The following is a 17022-nucleotide window of genomic DNA, read 5'->3' on the forward strand; positions in this document are numbered from 1 at the left end:
TCAATCGTTGCTGGCGCATCGCCGTCCGTAGACGCGCGATTCGCTTTGATCTGCTTGCGCTGATCAGTAAGTTAAGTCACGAACACCGAAGTTCGGAATGGCGAGTGCTCCGATCGCCCGGAGGCGACCTTCGCAAAAGCCGTTCGCGCGCCAAGGCGCTCGTGACGTCTTTCGTTGACGTTTTGCTGTTCAGTTTTCAAGGTTCATGTTGTGCGCCTTGTTATTGGCGACTTGATTACTATATCCCTTTTAAAAGTCGGTGTCAATACTATTTCAAAATATTTTTTCCGACTCGTTTCGAGGACATTTATTACTATATACCGCCTGCTCAAAAAAATCAAGCACTTTCTTGAAAAAAGATTTTTCTAAGTTTTTTATAATCAGTAACAAAGAATAGGAGTCCAGCAATAACTATGCTTCCTCCAATAATCTGTGTGGTAGTCACCAACTCTCCTAGGATGAAATATGCGAGTATCGCAGCTCCCACAGGCTCAAACAATATCGCGATTGAGATTACATTGGTACTCACCCATTTAACTGCCCAATTAAATAAAGTATGCCCAAGTAGATTTGGGATTAGTGCCAAAAGAATGAACCACATCCATTCACTTCCCGGATATGGACCGAACGACTCTCCCTTTATGATGATATAGAAAAATAGCGTTATCGTACTAAAAGAGTACACGACAAATGTATAAGTAACTAAAGAAAGCCGCTTTCTCACATCTTGCCCAAACAATAAATAAGCCGTGATCAATGCACACGCTATAAGCGCGAGGATATCACCAAACAAAGCACTGCCGCTGATTTGAAAATCTCCATAAGCAATTACTATACTTCCTGCGATCGCAATCGCTCCTGATAACAAGGTCTTAATAGAAAGGCGCTCTTTAAAAAAGAAATATGTCCCCGCAAATGCAAAAAGAGGCTGCAGTGTCACTAGGACTGTTGAACTCGCCACCGAAGTATAATTGAGGGATTCAAACCAAAGAATAAAATGAAACGCTAAAAAAACTCCGGCGATTGCTGAAAAAAACCAATCTCTTCTACTGAGTTTCTTTAATTCGGATAGATAACTATAGAGGAATACAGGAGCCATTAATAGAATAGAAAACAACATCCTATAAAATGCTGTGACACCGGCATCGGATGTTGTCATTTTAACAAAGATGGCTGACATCGCTACAGATATAACTCCGATTAGGATGGGGATATAAGGATGAATTGCTGGTTTTTCCATAAAGCACCTCTAGCTGCGTAAGATTTTCACATCACTTTACAGTTTGCCATTTGCTGACTCGACATACAACAGCAAAGTGAAATGGAGGTTTTGATTTTGGAATTTTTCAGCGCACTGGAAATCTCTTCACTAGAAACATTTTTGAAATTAATTATTGCCGCCGTATTGAGTTTAGTAATCGGATTAGAAAGGGAATTAAAAAGGAAGCCTGTGGGGCTGAAGACAAGCATGGTCATCGCAACGTTCAGCTGCTTATTGACAATCATTTCAATTGAGTCTGCCTATATAGCTGAAGGCAGCAACAATGAAGGTGTGAATATTACCATGGATCCGCTCCGTCTTGCTGCTCAAATCGTTTCCGGTATTGGCTTTCTAGGCGCCGGGGTAATATTGAAGCGCGGTAATGATTCCATTTCGGGCTTAACGACCGCAGCGATGATCTGGGGAGCCGGCGGAATTGGCATTGCAGTTGCCGCTGGCTTTTACATCGAAGCAGTTACTGCTGTATTGCTTGTGCTCATCGGCATCGAAGCGCTCCCTCCCCTGCTCTTTCGATTTGGCCCTAAACGCTTACGCATGATGGAAGCTAAACTGACGGTTTACGTATCTGATGAGAACTCTATCAGTAAAGTGCTGGAAGAGTTAAAACGCAGTGAAATGATCGTAGAGGACTTGTCGATCCTTCACCCACAGCAAACGCAAGAAACTCTCAACCACATCCTGTCGATCCGCATGTCCTATGTACAAGGAAAAGAAACTATTGATTTGTACAGGGAGATTTCGGCAATCGAGTATGTGCAGCAAGTGGATATTGAAATGATCAATTAAAGGAGGAATTGTTTTGGGAGAGTTTTTTGGGTTATTAAAGGGAGGAAACAAGCCTTCACTTTATGCAGCATTAATCAATACCTTTATCGCAATTATGAAAGGAGTCGCTTTTACCTTTACCGGCAACGTCGCCATGTTCGCTGAAACCATGCACTCTATTGGCGATGCAGCAAACCAATATTTTGTCTTCATCGGCTCGGCCTTATCCAAAAAAGCTCCAACCAAGCGCTTTCCGAATGGTTTCGGACGACTGTTGAATTTGGTATTACTTGCTGCGGTCTTAATTGTCGGAATCATGGCCTATGAAACGATACGGGAAGGTTGGCATCAAATAAGTTCCCCAGTGCAAGCAGAAGGCTTTATCATTAGTGTTGTTGTTTTATCAATTGCCATTTTACTTGAATTATTTGTCCTCTATAAAGCTGGCAAGGAGGTATTGCATGAAGCGGGAGTCAAAGGCGGCGCGCTTGCCCCATTGACAACTAGCTTCTCCCACTTGAATCGTGCCAAACCAGCAACAAAGTTAGTTTTTCTTGAAGATTTGGTCGCGACTTCAGGCGGCATTCTCGCTTTGATAGCTGTTTTGATTGCCCATTACACAGGTTTTCTTCAAATCGAGGGGGCTGCATCGATTGCGATCGGCTTCATGATGTTCTATGTTGTGACGAAAGTATTTTTGGATAATGCCCGCGGTGCCATCGGGGAAACTGATGAACAAATGGTCAATCACATCGCTCACTTGCTGACTGATCACAACTCAGTGAAGGACATACGCAAACTAGAGGTTGTTAAAGAAGGAGAATTTCTTCACGTTGAAACTTTAATCGAGGTTGATCCGAATTTGAATGTAAAACAGGCTGATGAGTTGCAAAACCGATTGGCTGAAATTATTTTGAGCCAACCGAGCGTAGAAGATGTCATTGTCTCACTAGATGCAGATGATGGCGAAGAACATTGGGTCCATGTCAACAACCGGCCGGACTCGTTGAAATAACTTCATAATAAAAGCCCGATGCAAAGGCATCGGGCTTTTTCTATATCTTATAAAGAAGCTTCTAATATTTTTTGGACATCTTGCCCATTTAATTTATTGAAATTGCCGAACTCGCCGTAAACGAGTGTTTTGTCTACAATATCAGAAAAGCGTGAATCGTCGATATCGTAATCTTTCAAGCTGCTTGGAGCACCGATTGATGTCCAAAACTCAACCAAACGATCGATGCCTTCATGTGCAATTTGTTCATCGGATTTATTCGCAGGATCCACCTCGAATACACGAACTGCCATCTGTGCAAAGCGGGCCGGGTTCACCGGTACATTATGGCGCATCCATTGAGGGAAAAGTATCGCCAAACCGCCAGCATGCGGGATATCGTAGATTGCTGATACGGCATGTTCAATGTTATGGGATGCCCAGTCTCCGTTATAGCCCATTTGCAGGAAGTTATTGAGCCCCATCGTACCGGCAAACAGAATCGTTTCACGATGTTCATAGCTTTCAAGGTCTTCCATGAGCTTCGGAGCTGTATCGATCACTGCACGTAGCACACCTTCGATCATCTGGTCCTGAACAGGTGTATTTGTTGCGTTGTGATAATACTGTTCGAACATGTGTGACATCATATCAACTACACCGTAGATTGTATGGTTGCGCGGTACGGATTTCGTATAGTTTGGATCCAAAATGGAGAATTTAGGGAATGTCAGCGGGCTGCCCCATCCATATTTTTCTTCTGTTTCTTCGTTTGTGATGACAGACCCGGCATTCATTTCAGAGCCTGTTGCGGCCAATGTCAACACAGTGCCAAACGGCAATACTTCTTCGGGCGTTGCTTTGCGTGTGACAAAATCCCATGAGTCGCCGTCATATTTGGCACCAGCTGCGATGAGCTTCGTGCAATCGATGACAGAACCGCCACCTACAGCTAATAACATATCAATGTTCTCTTTTTTGCAGATTTCAATTCCACGTTTCGCCGTTGAAAGGCGCGGGTTTGGTTCTACGCCGGAAAGTTCATGAATTTCGACGCCGATTTCATTCAATGTAGACATGACTTCATCGTAAAGGCCGTTTTTCTTGATACTGCCCCCACCGTAAACGACCAACACTTTATTACCATAATTTGGTATTTCTTTTTTCAATGCTTCGAGTTGCCCTTTGCCAAAAATTAATTTGACCGGGTTATAAAAAGAAAATGCGTTCATCAAATCTCCTCCTCCGAAATACGTTCAGTTTTCATTATGAATTTTCAATACTTAAAAAGCAAAAATTTGAGCGCAAGAAAACCGCCCGGCTAATGCCGAGCGGTTTGTTGTTACACCCATCCACGGAAGCGCGATGCTTCTGCAGTTCTTCTTGCTCCTACCATGTAAGCGGCAAGGCGCATGTCGATATTGCGATTTGTCGCTACATTATAAACATTGTCAAAAGCTTCAACGAGTTTTTTCTCGAGCTTTTCATCAACTTCTTCTTGTGTCCAATAATAACCTTGGTTGTTCTGTACCCATTCAAAATAAGATACTGTAACCCCGCCTGAACTTGCTAATACATCCGGTACTAGCAAAATTCCGCGTTCCGTCAGAATCTTCGTCGCTTCTGCAGTAGTCGGGCCATTAGCCGCTTCTACTACAATCGACGCTTTAATATCGTGAGCGTTTTCTTCGGTTATTTGGTTGGCAATTGCTGCAGGCACCAGAATGTCACAATCGATTTCGAACAATTCTTTGTTGGTGATCGTATTGTCGAAAAGCGTGGTGACTGTTCCGAAGCTGTCGCGGCGATCGAGAAGATAATCGATGTCCAAGCCCGCCGGATCATGAAGCGCGCCGTAAGCATCAGAAATGCCGACTACTTTCGCTCCCGCATCATGAAGGAATTTCGCCAAGAAACTGCCCGCGTTCCCGAACCCTTGAATGACGACGCGTGCACCCTTCATGTCAAGGCCACGTTTTTTCGCTGCTTCATTGATGACAATAGTAACGCCTTGGGCAGTCGCTTTATCACGGCCTTGTGAACCACCGAGCACAATCGGTTTACCAGTGATGAATCCTGGTGAGTTAAATTCGTCAATCTTGCTGTATTCATCGAACATCCAAGCCATGATCTGCGAGTTAGTGAAAACATCCGGTGCCGGAATGTCCTTGTTCGGCCCGACGATTTGGCTGATTGCGCGAACGTAGCCGCGGCTCAGCTTCTCGATTTCATGCATGGACATTTCCCGAGGATCACAGATGATTCCGCCTTTACCGCCACCGTATGGCAAATCCACGATTCCGCATTTCAATGTCATCCACATGGAAAGCGCTATAACTTCGTCGCGGTTTACATCGGGGTGAAAGCGCACTCCACCCTTTGTTGGACCGACAGCATCATTATGCTGTGCGCGGAAGCCAGTGAACACTTTGGTTTTCCCATTATCCATCCGTACCGGGATGCGCACTTCCAAAATCCGCATCGGCTCTTTCAGAAGTTCGTACATCGAATCTTCGTATCCGAGTTTGTCCAATGCAATTTTAATGACATCTTGCGTTGACGTCAACAAGTTCAAGTTTTCAGCCATTGTTTAATTTCGCCTCTTTGTGTTTTAGTAATTACCCGCATCTAGTGTAACATGGCAAACTCCCATTTGCCACAAACATTGTTATTTTGTGAACACTTGGTGAATGCGTTCGAGCGCCCAGTCCAACTCTTCTTTCGAGATGATCAGCGGTGGTGCAAAACGGATTACTGTATCGTGTGTTTCTTTGCATAACAAGCCAAGCTCTTTCAGCTGTTCGCAATATGGACGCGCTGCTTCTGTCAATTCCATCCCGATGAACAAACCGCGGCCACGGACTTCTTTAATAACCGGATGATCGATTTTTTTCAGTTCATCCATGAAGTACGTGCCGAGTTCTTGTGAACGCTCAGTCAAGTTTTCATCCTGGATCACTTGCATCGAAGCGAGTGATACTGCGCATGCCAGCGGGTTTCCGCCGAACGTGGAGCCGTGCGAACCTGGATTGAACACACCAAGTACTTCACTGTCAGCAACTACACAAGAAATTGGGAATACCCCGCCGCCTAGTGCTTTTCCGAGGATGTACATATCCGGATTAACGTCTTCCCATTCGCAAGCAAACATTTTGCCGGTACGTGCAAGACCGCATTGGATTTCATCTGCAATGAACAGAACGTTGTTTTCACGACATAATTCACGCGCGGCTTTCAAGAAACCTTTTGGCGGCATGATAATCCCTGCTTCGCCTTGGATCGGCTCGATCAAAAATGCCGCTGTGTTTGGCGTAATCGCATTTTTCAATGCTTCTAAATCTCCGAATGGCACAATATTGATGCCTGGAAGCATCGGACCGAAACCTTTGCGGTATTCAGGGTCTGAAGAAAGTGACACGGCTGTCATCGTACGGCCATGAAAGTTTCCTTCGCATGCGATGATTTCCGCTTGACCGTCTGCGACGCCTTTGACGTCATATGCCCAGCGACGTGCAGCTTTGATGGCAGTTTCTACAGCTTCTGCACCAGTATTCATCGGCAAAGCCATTTCTTTTCCGGAAATTTTGCAGATCATTTCATACCAAGGCGCTAACTGGTCATTGTGGAATGCACGGGATGTCAATGTGACGCGGTCAGCTTGGTCTTTCAAAGCTTGGATGATTTTTGGGTGGCGATGGCCTTGGTTTACTGCAGAGTATGCAGAAAGCATGTCCATGAATTTATTGCCTTCTGGATCTGTTACCCATACGCCTTCCGCTTTCGAAATAACGATCGGCAGTGGATGATAGTTCTTTGCACCGTACTGTTCTGTTTTTTCAATGATGGATTGTGATTGTGTCATATCAAATTCCTCCTTAGTGTTGAGGCAGATCCGCTGGGCTTATAAGTCGTCGAAGCAATATTTCAAGGTGTTAACTAGGCATAGCGGTGCCTTTTTTTAAAAAAAGACAGACACGAAGTCTGCCTTTTGTGCATCATTATACCATTAAGCGAATAATTAAAACATCTCAGAAGTTGTTTGTGCTTGCATGTGGAGAACCAAATAGTCAGGCCCGCCTGCTTTTGAGTCAGTACCGGACATGTTGAATCCGCCGAAAGACTGGTAACCTACGATTGCGCCTGTGCAGCCGCGGTTGAAATACAAGTTACCGACATGGAATTCGTCGCGTGCATACTCAAGGTGTTCGCGGTTGTTGGTGATGACACCGCCAGTCAAGCCGTATTCTGTGTTGTTGGCGATAGCGATGGCTTCTTTGAAGTCTTTTGCTTTCATCAAACCGACAACCGGGCCGAAGATTTCTTCTTGCATGATGCGTGCTTGTGGATCCAAGTCAGCGAAAACGGTCGGGTTAACGAAGAATCCTGTTGAATCGTCTCCGTCGCCGCCAGCAACTAGGCGGCCTTCGCCTTTGCCGATTTCAATGTAATCCATGATTTTTTTGTATGAGTTTCCGTCGATGACAGGCCCCATGAAGTTCGACTGGTCGACCGTGTTGCCGATCGTCAGTTCATTTGTCAATTCCACAACGCGCTCAAGCACTTCGTCGTAAACATCTTCTACGATGACGGCACGTGATCCTGCAGAACATTTTTGTCCACTGAAGCCGAAAGCGGATTTGACGATGGATTGTGCGGCAAGTTCAAGGTCTGCGTTGTTGTCGACGACCATTGTGTTTTTTCCGCCCATTTCAGCGATTAAGCGTTTCATCCAGATTTGTCCTTCGTTTACCTTTGAAGAACGATCTGCGATGCGCAAGCCGACTTCTTTTGAACCTGTGAACGAAATAAAGCGAGTGTTCGGGTGGTCGACCAAATAGTCGCCGACTTCAGATCCCGGTCCTGGAATATAGTTGACGACGCCTTTTGGCATGCCCGCTTCTTCCAATACTTCGATAAATTTATAAGCGACTACCGGTGTTGTAGAAGCTGGCTTCAAGAGAACCGTGTTACCCGCAACCATTGCAGCAACTGTCGTACCCGCCATGATCGCGAATGCGAAGTTCCACGGAGAGATGACAACACCCACGCCGAGTGGGATATAGTCGTAGCGGTTGTACTCGCCTGGACGGCTTTCCATTGGCATGCCATCTTTAAGGCGCAGCATTTGGCGGCCGTAGTATTCAAGGAAATCGATTGCTTCTGCTGTATCGGCATCAGCTTCGTTCCAAGGCTTGCCTGCTTCTTTTGTGAGTAGCGCTGAAAATTCATGTTTGCGGCGGCGGATGATTGCTGCAGCTCTGAACAATACGTCAGCACGCACTTCAGGTTTTACTTTTTTCCATGTCTTAAAGGCAGCGTCTGCTTCTTGCATTGCTTTTTCTGCTAGTTCTTTATTTGATTTGGATACGCGTCCAACGATTTCTTCTTTATCCGCCGGATTAAATGACACGATCTTGTCTTCAGTCGTTACGCGTTCTCCACCGATAATCAATGGATAGTCTTGGCCAAGGTAGGCTTCTACCGTTTTCAAGCCTTCTAGGTATGCGTTGCGATTCTCTTCGATCGAGAAATCTGTGAATGGTTCGTGTTTGTAGGGAATCATTATGAATCCTCCTTGATTTTGAGTAAGCGCAAAAAAAATTTGCACTCTTAATCTGTTTCCACTTATAATAATGCAAAAGATTGTTGCGTTTTTCAAGTGTTTTAATCTAAAAAGTCAAAATAAATTTGAGGTGCAGGCCATGAAACAACAGAAACCCGACTTGGCCCCTTTCTATAAATTCGCTGGAGAGCATGTGGCTGTAGGGATACACGCCATAGACAGCAAAGGGAAAACCATTTTATACAATCGCAAGATGCGTGAAATCGAGGGCTTTGATTTTGAGGAGCTCGCCGACCGTTCATTGCTCGACATGTTTCGTTTCGACCAAACCCAGAGCACATTGCTGCAAGTGCTGACGAGCGGGACGCCGATCCTTAACATCAAGCAAACCTATTGGAACCGCAAAGGGCAGGAAATCACGACGATTAACGATAGCTATCCCGTTTATGAAGATGGCCATTTAATTGGCGCTATTGAATTAGCGCGCGATGTCACCACGCTAGAAAAAGTCATCTACCAACCTTTGAAAAAATATGAAGAGCCGATTACTTTCGCTAGCTTAACTGCTGTTTCCACCAGCATGAAAACGGTCATTGCCCGTGCCCAAAAAGCTGCTGCGGCAAAACTTCCTGTACTCCTCGTCGGTGAGTCCGGAACCGGCAAAGAACTTCTCGCTGAAGCGATCCATTCCGCGCATGCGTCCGGTTTACCGATGCACATTTTGTATTGCCATGGCACGGACGGACGCTTGATTGACGCACTCGGAGAAGAAATTGAGCGCATGCAGCATGGGACGATTTATTGCGAGCGCATCGATTTATTGCCGCGAGCGCTGCAATTGCAGCTGCTCGAAGTGGTCGAGCGCAATGGGGCAAGTGACAGTTATTTTATTGCAAGCGTCGGCGACGATCCGGTCGAGCTGATCGCTTCTGATGTTTTAGTGAAAGATTTGTATTATTTCTTTGCGGCGATGACCATCAAGGTCGAGCCGCTGCGCTATCGGAAAGAAGATCTGTTGCCGTTCATCGATGATTATTTCTCCCGACACCGCATGAAGGTCGGATCGCTTGTGCGCGGTTTGGATCTAGAAGTGGAAAAGTTATTCCTTAACTATAATTGGCCAGGAAACTTGAAAGAGCTTGAACTATTGCTCGATGAAATCACTTCCTTGATTACAACACAAGAAACCGTGACCGCTGATATGCTGCCTCATCATTTTCAATACAAGGCCCAGGGCGGATCTTTGCAAGCTGAAGATTTTCTCGTCCGCTCCGATAAAGACTTGCTGCCGCTTGAAGAATATCTGCAGGAAGCGGAAATGTATTATTTACAAAAAGCGATGGATCTAAATGCCGGAAATGTAACAAAAGCAGCGCATGCGCTTGGCATGAGCCGCCAGAACCTTCAATACCGTTTGCGGAAAATCAAAAAAAACGCACAGTCGACATAATGTCGGCTGTGCGTTTTTGTATTGTTTATTGACCGGAACGTTTGATCCATTCCTGCATCTTGTCTTTCAAAGAGTTGAAGCCTTCTGAGTCGCTTTCGTTCACGTGTGATTGAAGAGACTGGCGTGGCTTTTCGCTTTTTTGTGCTGCCGGCGGCTGCTCTTGTAACGCGCGGATCGACAAGCTGATTTTTTTAGATTTAGCGTCAACGTCAAGTACTTTAACGTCTACTTCTTGGCCTACAGCCAAGTATTCGCTGACTTCTTTAACGTAGCCGTGCGTGATTTCTGAAATATGGACAAGCCCTTGTGTTTGGTCATCCAAAGCTACGAAAGCCCCGTATGGTTGGATTCCTGTTACTTTACCGGAGACCTTATCTCCTGTTTGATACGTTTTTGTCATAGTTAACCGCTCCTAGTCTTTTATCTAAATTACCGTCTACACCTATTGGCATCTGTATATTATAGCACAGCTTATCCCAAATAGTAAAATCAGTAATTAAGGAAATTTTCAAAGCGCCAGCCGCTTTCTGTTTTGAGCATCTGCAAGAACTCATACAATTGCTCGCCCGTCTCAGTTTCATAAAGGATTTGCAGGTTTCCTATCGTGGCTTCTTGCATATTTAAGTCCGAAGCGGAAAACACCATCGATTCCATATTTTCAAATCCCGCAATTTGGTGACTGCTGGCAAAGTTGCGCCAAAAATCAACATCCATTTCTTCCACTGAAGTTCGCAGCAATTGATTGACAGCCTCTCCGTCTTCCTTATCGACCGCGTGCAGCAATGCATACGCCACTACAAGAGGCTCGGTATCTAGCGGAAGTTCTTTTTGTTGTTTCAATTGCATGTAAGCATCTTTTCCTTGCTGTTCCAATGCCGGGTTGCGCCCTTCGACCGTTTCCTTCTGCTCGTATTGGATCAACCAAATGTGGTCGCTTTCCGTGACGAGCTGTAGCTGATGCGGATTGGCCAGATGCGTGAGCTCAGTTTGATCCTCGTATGCCAGAACCGGGTGTAGCACTATTTTTTCCACAATGCGTTGCTGTTGGTTGGTCATTTCGATCGATAAAACATTGTCGGTCAGCTCCGGCAACGCTTGCCATTTAGCAAGGTAATCTTCAAGTTCCGGCTTGAGTTGGCTATCGCTCTGCAAATGCCACATCGTCTCGGCATCTTGCTGCTGATTGGCATAAAAATAAAGCAAGTAAATATCCATCGGCTGCACACCCGCCAGCACGCTGCGGTCATGTCCGTCTGTAAAACGCGCGTACAACTCTGCTACACGGTTATAGTCAAAGCCCTTCAAATTCAAGGTCTCAGTCTCTAGCGGAAAATCGCCATTCGGCAGCGTCACCTGTAAATCTCCGTTGCGAACAAGATGCAGCATTTCCAAGCTCGTTCCGTATTCCAGCTCATCCAGCGTTGCAGAACGCGTCCAATTGCTTTGTTCCATTTCTTCTATCACCGGCAACAAGATTATTGCTGCAGAATCGTACGAGGTGAGCGATCTCCACAGTGTGCGGATTTCCGGCTTTACTTGGCCATCCTCGTAAATCTCGCTCTCCGCCCCTTTGATGATTTGCCAAAATGTCTGCTCATACATGACTTCAAGGTCTTGCTTCAATGAACTGTCAGTCAGTTCATCTATAAGTAGAAATAGCATCGTATGCAATTTTTCAATGAGGATATGTGGCTCGATCAGCCAGCCGGTCTGATCAAAATACGGATAATCGGTCAGTAGCTGTAAATAATAATACGCAAAAGAATGCCCTTGAAATTGAGGAAGGCGCTGCAACATATCCGTATTGCGCGTTGCTGAATACGATTGCCCTTCGTTCACAGTGCGGAAATTCAATCCGTATTCCGGCCAAGCCGTCAGCAGTTGTGTCAACTCTTCTGGTGCATTCGGCATATCATTTAATAATGCAAGCGGATCGGAATATGCTTCTGGTTGTTGCGGCAATTGCTCTTGATGTTCTGTAAGAATATCTTGTGCAAGATTTTGTAGTTCGCCGGTTTTCTCTACGTATAGCTTCAAAAAGCGATCCACTTCCGCCGTCAACATGCTGCCGGAATTTCCGGCTAGCTCCGCCATGCCTTTTGGCGTTTCAGCCATCCACAATAATTCTGTCACTTGTTGCTGAAAAGCTTCGGCATCATGTTGCTGCGCTTTCAAATTACTGGTGCTGAATACCGTTTCTTTTTGACGGTCTGCAGCTGATACATATTGAAACTGGCTATAGGCGCCTTCCGATAGCCCAAGACGCTGTTTGGCCGCTTGCCGCGTATCGGTATATTGTTGTTCCATGTCTTCCGCCAGTTCTCTCGTCAATTGACCTTCTTGCGCCTGATTCATAGACGGAAGGCGGAAACTGTCGATAAAAAACGAAGCGCCGACCATTACGGCAAGCAAGGCAACACTAGCGGCGACTAGCCAAATAACAGGTTTATTTAGTTTATGCTTCTGAGGAGTTGCTTGGTGAATAGCGGCTTCGATTGTTGCAATGGGTGCAAGACTCGGCAGCTTGATGCGCTTGTAGGATTTCGCCGCAAATTCGAGGCGCTGGTCCAGTTGTTGCTGGTCTTTCAATTGCAGTTCGCTGCGCAGCTTGATGCGCGCCGTGTCCACCAACTCGGCAGCTTCTTGCTCATCCAGCTCAAGTATTTGAGTTGTTTCATGCAAGGTTTTACCGTTTACGAGATGGAGTAGAACGAGAATGCGCTGTGGTTGCGCTAAACCTTGAATCGCTTTATGGATATTGCGGTCTTCTTGAAAACCGAGCAAAGTCCCATCGTTTATCTCTCCAGTATAGCGGATCACTTCTTTAGCGGCTGCTTGTAAAGGGTCTATCTGTGACTCGTCGAGCGGCCCGCGAATTTTCACACGTTCCATCGTCCGGCGAAGAAAACTGCCCAAATTGTCTTCAGCTACTCCATTTTGATAACCAAACCGCTGCAATTCCTCTATTTGTGCTTGCTTTATCATGTCTTTTTGCTCACCGTTTGACGGCATAGCCTCATCAGCTCACTTCCGGACAAATTTCCTTTTATTTCTATTATACTAAAGAAATTTAAAGCTTCTTCAAATAATTCTATTTTTTTTTGGAACGCTCGTGTAAAATAGTGAAATCCAATCGATTTAGGGGGAACCAATAATGAAAGCACGCGAACAATGGACATCCAAGATCGGTTTTATTCTCGCAGCAGCCGGCAGCGCAATCGGCCTCGGGGCGATTTGGAAGTTCCCATACGAAACCGGTGCGAACGGGGGCAGCGTTTTTATTTTGCTGTTTATCTTAAGCACTGTCTTGATCGGCTTGCCGATTCTGCTTGCAGAATTCGTGATCGGGCGCCGCGGCCAAATGGATGCGGTCAGCGGACTCAAAAAACAAGCACCCGGAAAGCCATGGTATTTGATCGGTTGGTCCGGATTTATTTTTTCTTTCCTCATTCTTTCTTTCTACAGTGTCGTGGGAGGCTGGGTGCTGTCCTATCTGTTCCGCGCCATTACCTTGCAGCTATCGGGCCTTGGAGATGATAATTTCGCCGACCTTTTCGGCGGCATCATCAGCAATCCATGGGAAGTGCTGATCGCCCAAGCAGCATTTATGATTTTGACTGTGTTGATCGTCCAAGGCGGTATTAAAGCCGGCATTGAACGAGCCAGCAAAATCATGATGCCGGCATTGTTGATTTTCTTCGTCGTCTTGATGGTCCGTGCGTTGACGCTAGACGGCGCAATGGAAGGTGTCCGCTTCATGTTCGTGCCGGATTGGTCGTTCTTCAATTTTGAAACGGCGCTCGTTGCATTAGGGCAAGCATTCTTTTCTTTGAGTGTCGGTGTCGCCGGAATGATCACGTACGCCTCTTATTTGAAGAAATCAGAGAACTTGACGCGTTCTGCCGTAAGCGTCGTGTCGCTCAACATCATCATTTCCATCATGGCAGGATTGATCATTTTTCCTGCAGTGTTTGCACTCGGCTATACGCCAGACCAAGGGCCTGGATTGGTGTTCATTATCTTGCCGGCCGTTTTTGACCAATTGTTCATGGGACAATTCTTGATCATCATCTTCTTTATCCTGCTATTGTTTGCGACCTTGACATCGTCGATTTCGATGCTTGAAATCACGGTTTCGATCGCTGTCAAAAACAAATACGACCGCCGCCGCCGGCTTTCATGGATCATCGGCATGGCTATTTTCGCAGTCGGTATTCCGAGTGCACTGTCGTTTGGTGTCATGAGCGAACCGGTATTTTTCGGCTACACATTCTTTGATTTCGTCGACATCTTGACGAGCCGGATCGGCTTGCCGCTCGGTGCCTTGTTTATTTCCTTGTTTGCAGGCTATGTTTTGACTAATAAAGATGCACACGACGAATTGACGCAACAAACGACTTGGGTTGAAATCTGGCGTATACTCGTCCGTTATGTGGCGCCGATCGCCATCGTAGTGGTATTCATCAATGGCATCATCGACATCTTCTCTTAATGGCTTTGTTCGAAAAATGCCACAACTCTTTTATGTAAGCAAATGGTTTTGCATGGTATGATGGTGTTAGAAGAAAGTCTTTAGGAAAAGGAGTGTATCGCTTTGAAAAAAGATTTGCACACCCAATTGAAAATGCTGCGGGAAGAACGCAATCTGTCGCTCGATGACTTGTCTTTAAAGACACGCATCGGCACAGCTCGCCTTGAATCCTATGAGAGCGGCGAAGAAGTACCTTCTGTTCAAACCATTCTCGTCCTGTCGAACGCACTTGAAGTACCTGCTTCGAATTTGCTTGACGGACTGGAATCAGCAAAATAAAAAAGCTTCGGCAAATGCCGAAGTTTTTTTATTTTGTTCATTAGCTGTTGTGCCCTTTTGGTTTATCCTGCACATTTTTATTCTCCCTAACATTCTAGTACGTGAAACCGGTATAATTGTATGGGAAACTTACACAGAAATGAGGAGATTACCTTGAGTTTGTTCGATGGAGTACACGACCGCCGGGATAGCCGCTCTGTGAAATGGGAGCGCATGGAGAAAATTTATGGCATTGACGATGCATCCGATGTATTGCCGATGTGGGTCGCTGACATGGACTTCCCCGCTCCGCCTGCTGTAACGAATGCTTTGCGCGAGCGCTTGGAACATCCGATTTTCGGTTATTCATACATATGCGAAGAATGTAAAACAGCAGCAGCCCACTGGCAAAAAAAGCGTCACGGCTTATCGATCGACACCGCCTGGATGCTGTTCCATCAAGGCGTCATTCCCGCGATGGCGAGCATCATAGATGTGTTTACAGTACGAGGCGACAAAATTCTCGTCACACCGCCCGTTTATCCGCCGTTTTTTTCTATTCCCAAAAATCTCGGCCGCGAAGTGCTGTATTCCATGCTCCAAGAGCAAGACGGCGACTACCAAATCGACTTTGCGGATTTTGAAGACAAGCTCCAACAATCGCGCCTGTTCATTTTGTGCAATCCCCACAATCCTGTGGGAAAACTATGGGCTGCATCAGAACTCGAGCACATCATCGAGTTGTGCGCTAAGCACGATGTACTGATCCTGTCGGATGAAATCCACAGCGACCTGATCCACCATGGAGAAACGCACACCCCGTTGCTGTCGGTCGCCGGCACTGAACGGGACCGCATTTTCACCTGCCTTGCTCCAACTAAAACCTTTAACTTGGCCGGCATCCAAGCGGCGATGATCGTGGCGTCAGATCCGCGAAAGCGCAGTTTATTGGAACAGCACATGCAAGCACATGGCACAGGGGCATTGAATGCTTTCGCACCGGTCGCGTGGAAAGCCGCATACGAACAAGGTGAAGCGTGGCTAAGTGAATTGCTCGAGGTCTTATCGCAACACATCAGCTACGCAATCGAACGATTGGAGCGGGAAGTGCCGGGATTGAAAATCAAACGGCCGCAATCGACGTATTTACTGTGGATCGATTATCGCGCGCTTGGACTTTCCGAACAGGAAGCCATGCAGCGTTTGCTCCAAAAGGGAAAAGTCGCCCTCGAACCCGGATCGAAATACGGAGAAGGCGGACGCGGATTTTTGCGCATGAATATCGCTTGCCCGAAATCAAGTTTACAAGACGGCGTCAGCCGAGTCATCCGCGCACTCGGACCCGCACGCAATGCGTAAACGGCCGCATAGAAAAAAGCTATCGAGAACTTCGATAGCTTTTTTCTTATGGCTCGATGATGTCGATTGATTCGATGACGATGTCTTCAAGCGGTTTGTCTTGAGCGTTTTTTTCAACAGCAGCGATGGCATCGACGATTTCCATGCCTTCTTCAACTTGGCCGAAAACCGTATGTGCGCCATCAAGCCATGGGGTTCCACCCATTTCTTGATAAGCGGAGGCAACTTCTTCGGGATAATCAGCCGCACTGCCATCGGGAATTGCTCCTGCCTGGACGATAAAGAACTGGCTGCCATTTGTGCCCGGCCCGGCATTTGCCATCGACAACGCGCCGCGCAGATTGAACAAACGGTCGCTGAACTCGTCTTCGAACGTGCCGCCGTAAATGCTTTCACCGCCGCTTCCTGTGCCTGTCGGGTCTCCGCCTTGCAACATGAAGTCTTCAATCACGCGATGGAAAATAACACCGTCGTAATAGCCCGATTCCGCATGGCCAAGAAAATTCTCCACCGTTTTCGGCGCGATTTCCGGGAATAGGCGAATGCGCAGTGTGCCTTCTGATGTGTTCATGTCCACTACAGTTTCTTCTGTTGCACCTTCCTCGAGCTGCGGGTAGCTTGCCGGCTCATCAGAAGTTTGAGTTTCTGTTGCTTGGTCTGCTTGGTCTGGCTCTACTTGCTCTTCCGCTGCGCCGCATGCCGTTACTACGGCTGCAATCGCTGCGATAAGCAGGATCCATACGATTTTTTTCATTTCAATTCACCCCGTTTTATTCTAGCATAGAATATTTCAGAATACAGTGGTAATTAATTCTGCTTT

Annotated in this window: 14 protein-coding genes; 6 read left to right on the forward strand and 8 right to left on the reverse strand. The window is 46.4% G+C overall.

Annotated elements, in window-relative coordinates; genetic code table 11:
* Positions 1–337: 337 nt before the first annotated feature.
* A complete protein-coding gene (locus tag ACFO5U_RS13465; RefSeq protein WP_377279616.1) occupies positions 338–1240 on the reverse strand; it encodes a DMT family transporter in 903 nt (300 codons plus the stop codon).
* Between the two features lie 96 nt (positions 1241–1336).
* Between ACFO5U_RS13465 and ACFO5U_RS13470 the strand changes: the two genes are divergently transcribed.
* Both ACFO5U_RS13470 and ACFO5U_RS13475 read left to right on the forward strand, forming a co-directional pair.
* Complete coding sequence (locus tag ACFO5U_RS13470; RefSeq protein WP_377279617.1) at positions 1337–2068, forward strand: MgtC/SapB family protein; 732 nt, start codon at positions 1337–1339, stop codon at positions 2066–2068.
* A gap of 13 nt (positions 2069–2081) precedes the next feature.
* The gene (locus tag ACFO5U_RS13475) at positions 2082–3062 is read left to right on the forward strand and encodes a cation diffusion facilitator family transporter (RefSeq protein WP_377279618.1); all 981 of its coding nucleotides are present in this window, start codon (positions 2082–2084) and stop codon (positions 3060–3062) included.
* A 47-nt stretch (positions 3063–3109) separates the two neighbouring features.
* Here the strand turns inward: ACFO5U_RS13475 and ACFO5U_RS13480 are convergent, their stop codons facing one another.
* The 4 genes from ACFO5U_RS13480 to pruA form a co-directional block, all read right to left on the reverse strand.
* Positions 3110–4273, reverse strand: coding sequence for an iron-containing alcohol dehydrogenase (locus ACFO5U_RS13480; protein ID WP_377279619.1), 1164 nt, complete (start codon positions 4271–4273; stop codon positions 3110–3112).
* A 110-nt stretch (positions 4274–4383) separates the two neighbouring features.
* Positions 4384–5628, reverse strand: coding sequence for a Glu/Leu/Phe/Val family dehydrogenase (locus ACFO5U_RS13485; protein WP_377279620.1), 1245 nt, complete (start codon positions 5626–5628; stop codon positions 4384–4386).
* An 81-nt stretch (positions 5629–5709) separates the two neighbouring features.
* The gene (locus ACFO5U_RS13490; RefSeq protein WP_377279621.1) at positions 5710–6903 is read right to left on the reverse strand and encodes an ornithine--oxo-acid transaminase; all 1194 of its coding nucleotides are present in this window, start codon (positions 6901–6903) and stop codon (positions 5710–5712) included.
* Positions 6904–7059: 156 nt separating this feature from the next.
* On the reverse strand, positions 7060–8604 hold the full coding sequence (gene pruA, locus ACFO5U_RS13495; RefSeq protein ID WP_377279622.1) for an L-glutamate gamma-semialdehyde dehydrogenase: 1545 nt from the start codon (positions 8602–8604) through the stop codon (positions 7060–7062).
* A gap of 139 nt (positions 8605–8743) precedes the next feature.
* Between pruA and ACFO5U_RS13500 the strand changes: the two genes are divergently transcribed.
* On the forward strand, positions 8744–10054 hold the full coding sequence (locus ACFO5U_RS13500) for a sigma 54-interacting transcriptional regulator (protein ID WP_377279623.1): 1311 nt from the start codon (positions 8744–8746) through the stop codon (positions 10052–10054).
* 25 nt (positions 10055–10079) lie between these two features.
* On the opposite strand, the gene yugI is transcribed toward ACFO5U_RS13500, so the two are convergent.
* Positions 10080–10454, reverse strand: a complete 375-nt coding sequence (gene yugI / locus ACFO5U_RS13505) for a S1 domain-containing post-transcriptional regulator GSP13 (protein ID WP_377279624.1) — start codon at positions 10452–10454, stop codon at positions 10080–10082.
* An 89-nt stretch (positions 10455–10543) separates the two neighbouring features.
* A complete protein-coding gene (locus tag ACFO5U_RS13510; RefSeq protein ID WP_377279625.1) occupies positions 10544–13039 on the reverse strand; it encodes a hypothetical protein in 2496 nt (831 codons plus the stop codon).
* 169 nt (positions 13040–13208) lie between these two features.
* Here ACFO5U_RS13510 and ACFO5U_RS13515 point away from each other — a divergent pair, with 169 nt between their 5' ends.
* The 3 genes from ACFO5U_RS13515 (at position 13209) to ACFO5U_RS13525 (ending at position 16202) form a co-directional block, all read left to right on the forward strand.
* Positions 13209–14546: a sodium-dependent transporter gene (locus tag ACFO5U_RS13515; RefSeq protein ID WP_377279626.1), complete on the forward strand. Its 1338-nt coding sequence runs from the start codon at positions 13209–13211 to the stop codon at positions 14544–14546.
* Positions 14547–14648: 102 nt separating this feature from the next.
* Positions 14649–14864: a helix-turn-helix domain-containing protein gene (locus tag ACFO5U_RS13520; RefSeq protein ID WP_377279627.1), complete on the forward strand. Its 216-nt coding sequence runs from the start codon at positions 14649–14651 to the stop codon at positions 14862–14864.
* Between the two features lie 159 nt (positions 14865–15023).
* Complete coding sequence (locus tag ACFO5U_RS13525; protein ID WP_377279628.1) at positions 15024–16202, forward strand: MalY/PatB family protein; 1179 nt, start codon at positions 15024–15026, stop codon at positions 16200–16202.
* A 46-nt stretch (positions 16203–16248) separates the two neighbouring features.
* On the opposite strand, the gene ACFO5U_RS13530 is transcribed toward ACFO5U_RS13525, so the two are convergent.
* The gene (locus ACFO5U_RS13530) at positions 16249–16956 is read right to left on the reverse strand and encodes a peptidylprolyl isomerase (protein ID WP_377279629.1); all 708 of its coding nucleotides are present in this window, start codon (positions 16954–16956) and stop codon (positions 16249–16251) included.
* Positions 16957–17022 lie beyond the last annotated feature (66 nt).

This window comes from Planococcus dechangensis, assembly GCF_042654465.1.
GTDB lineage: Bacteria > Bacillota > Bacilli > Bacillales_A > Planococcaceae > Planococcus > Planococcus dechangensis.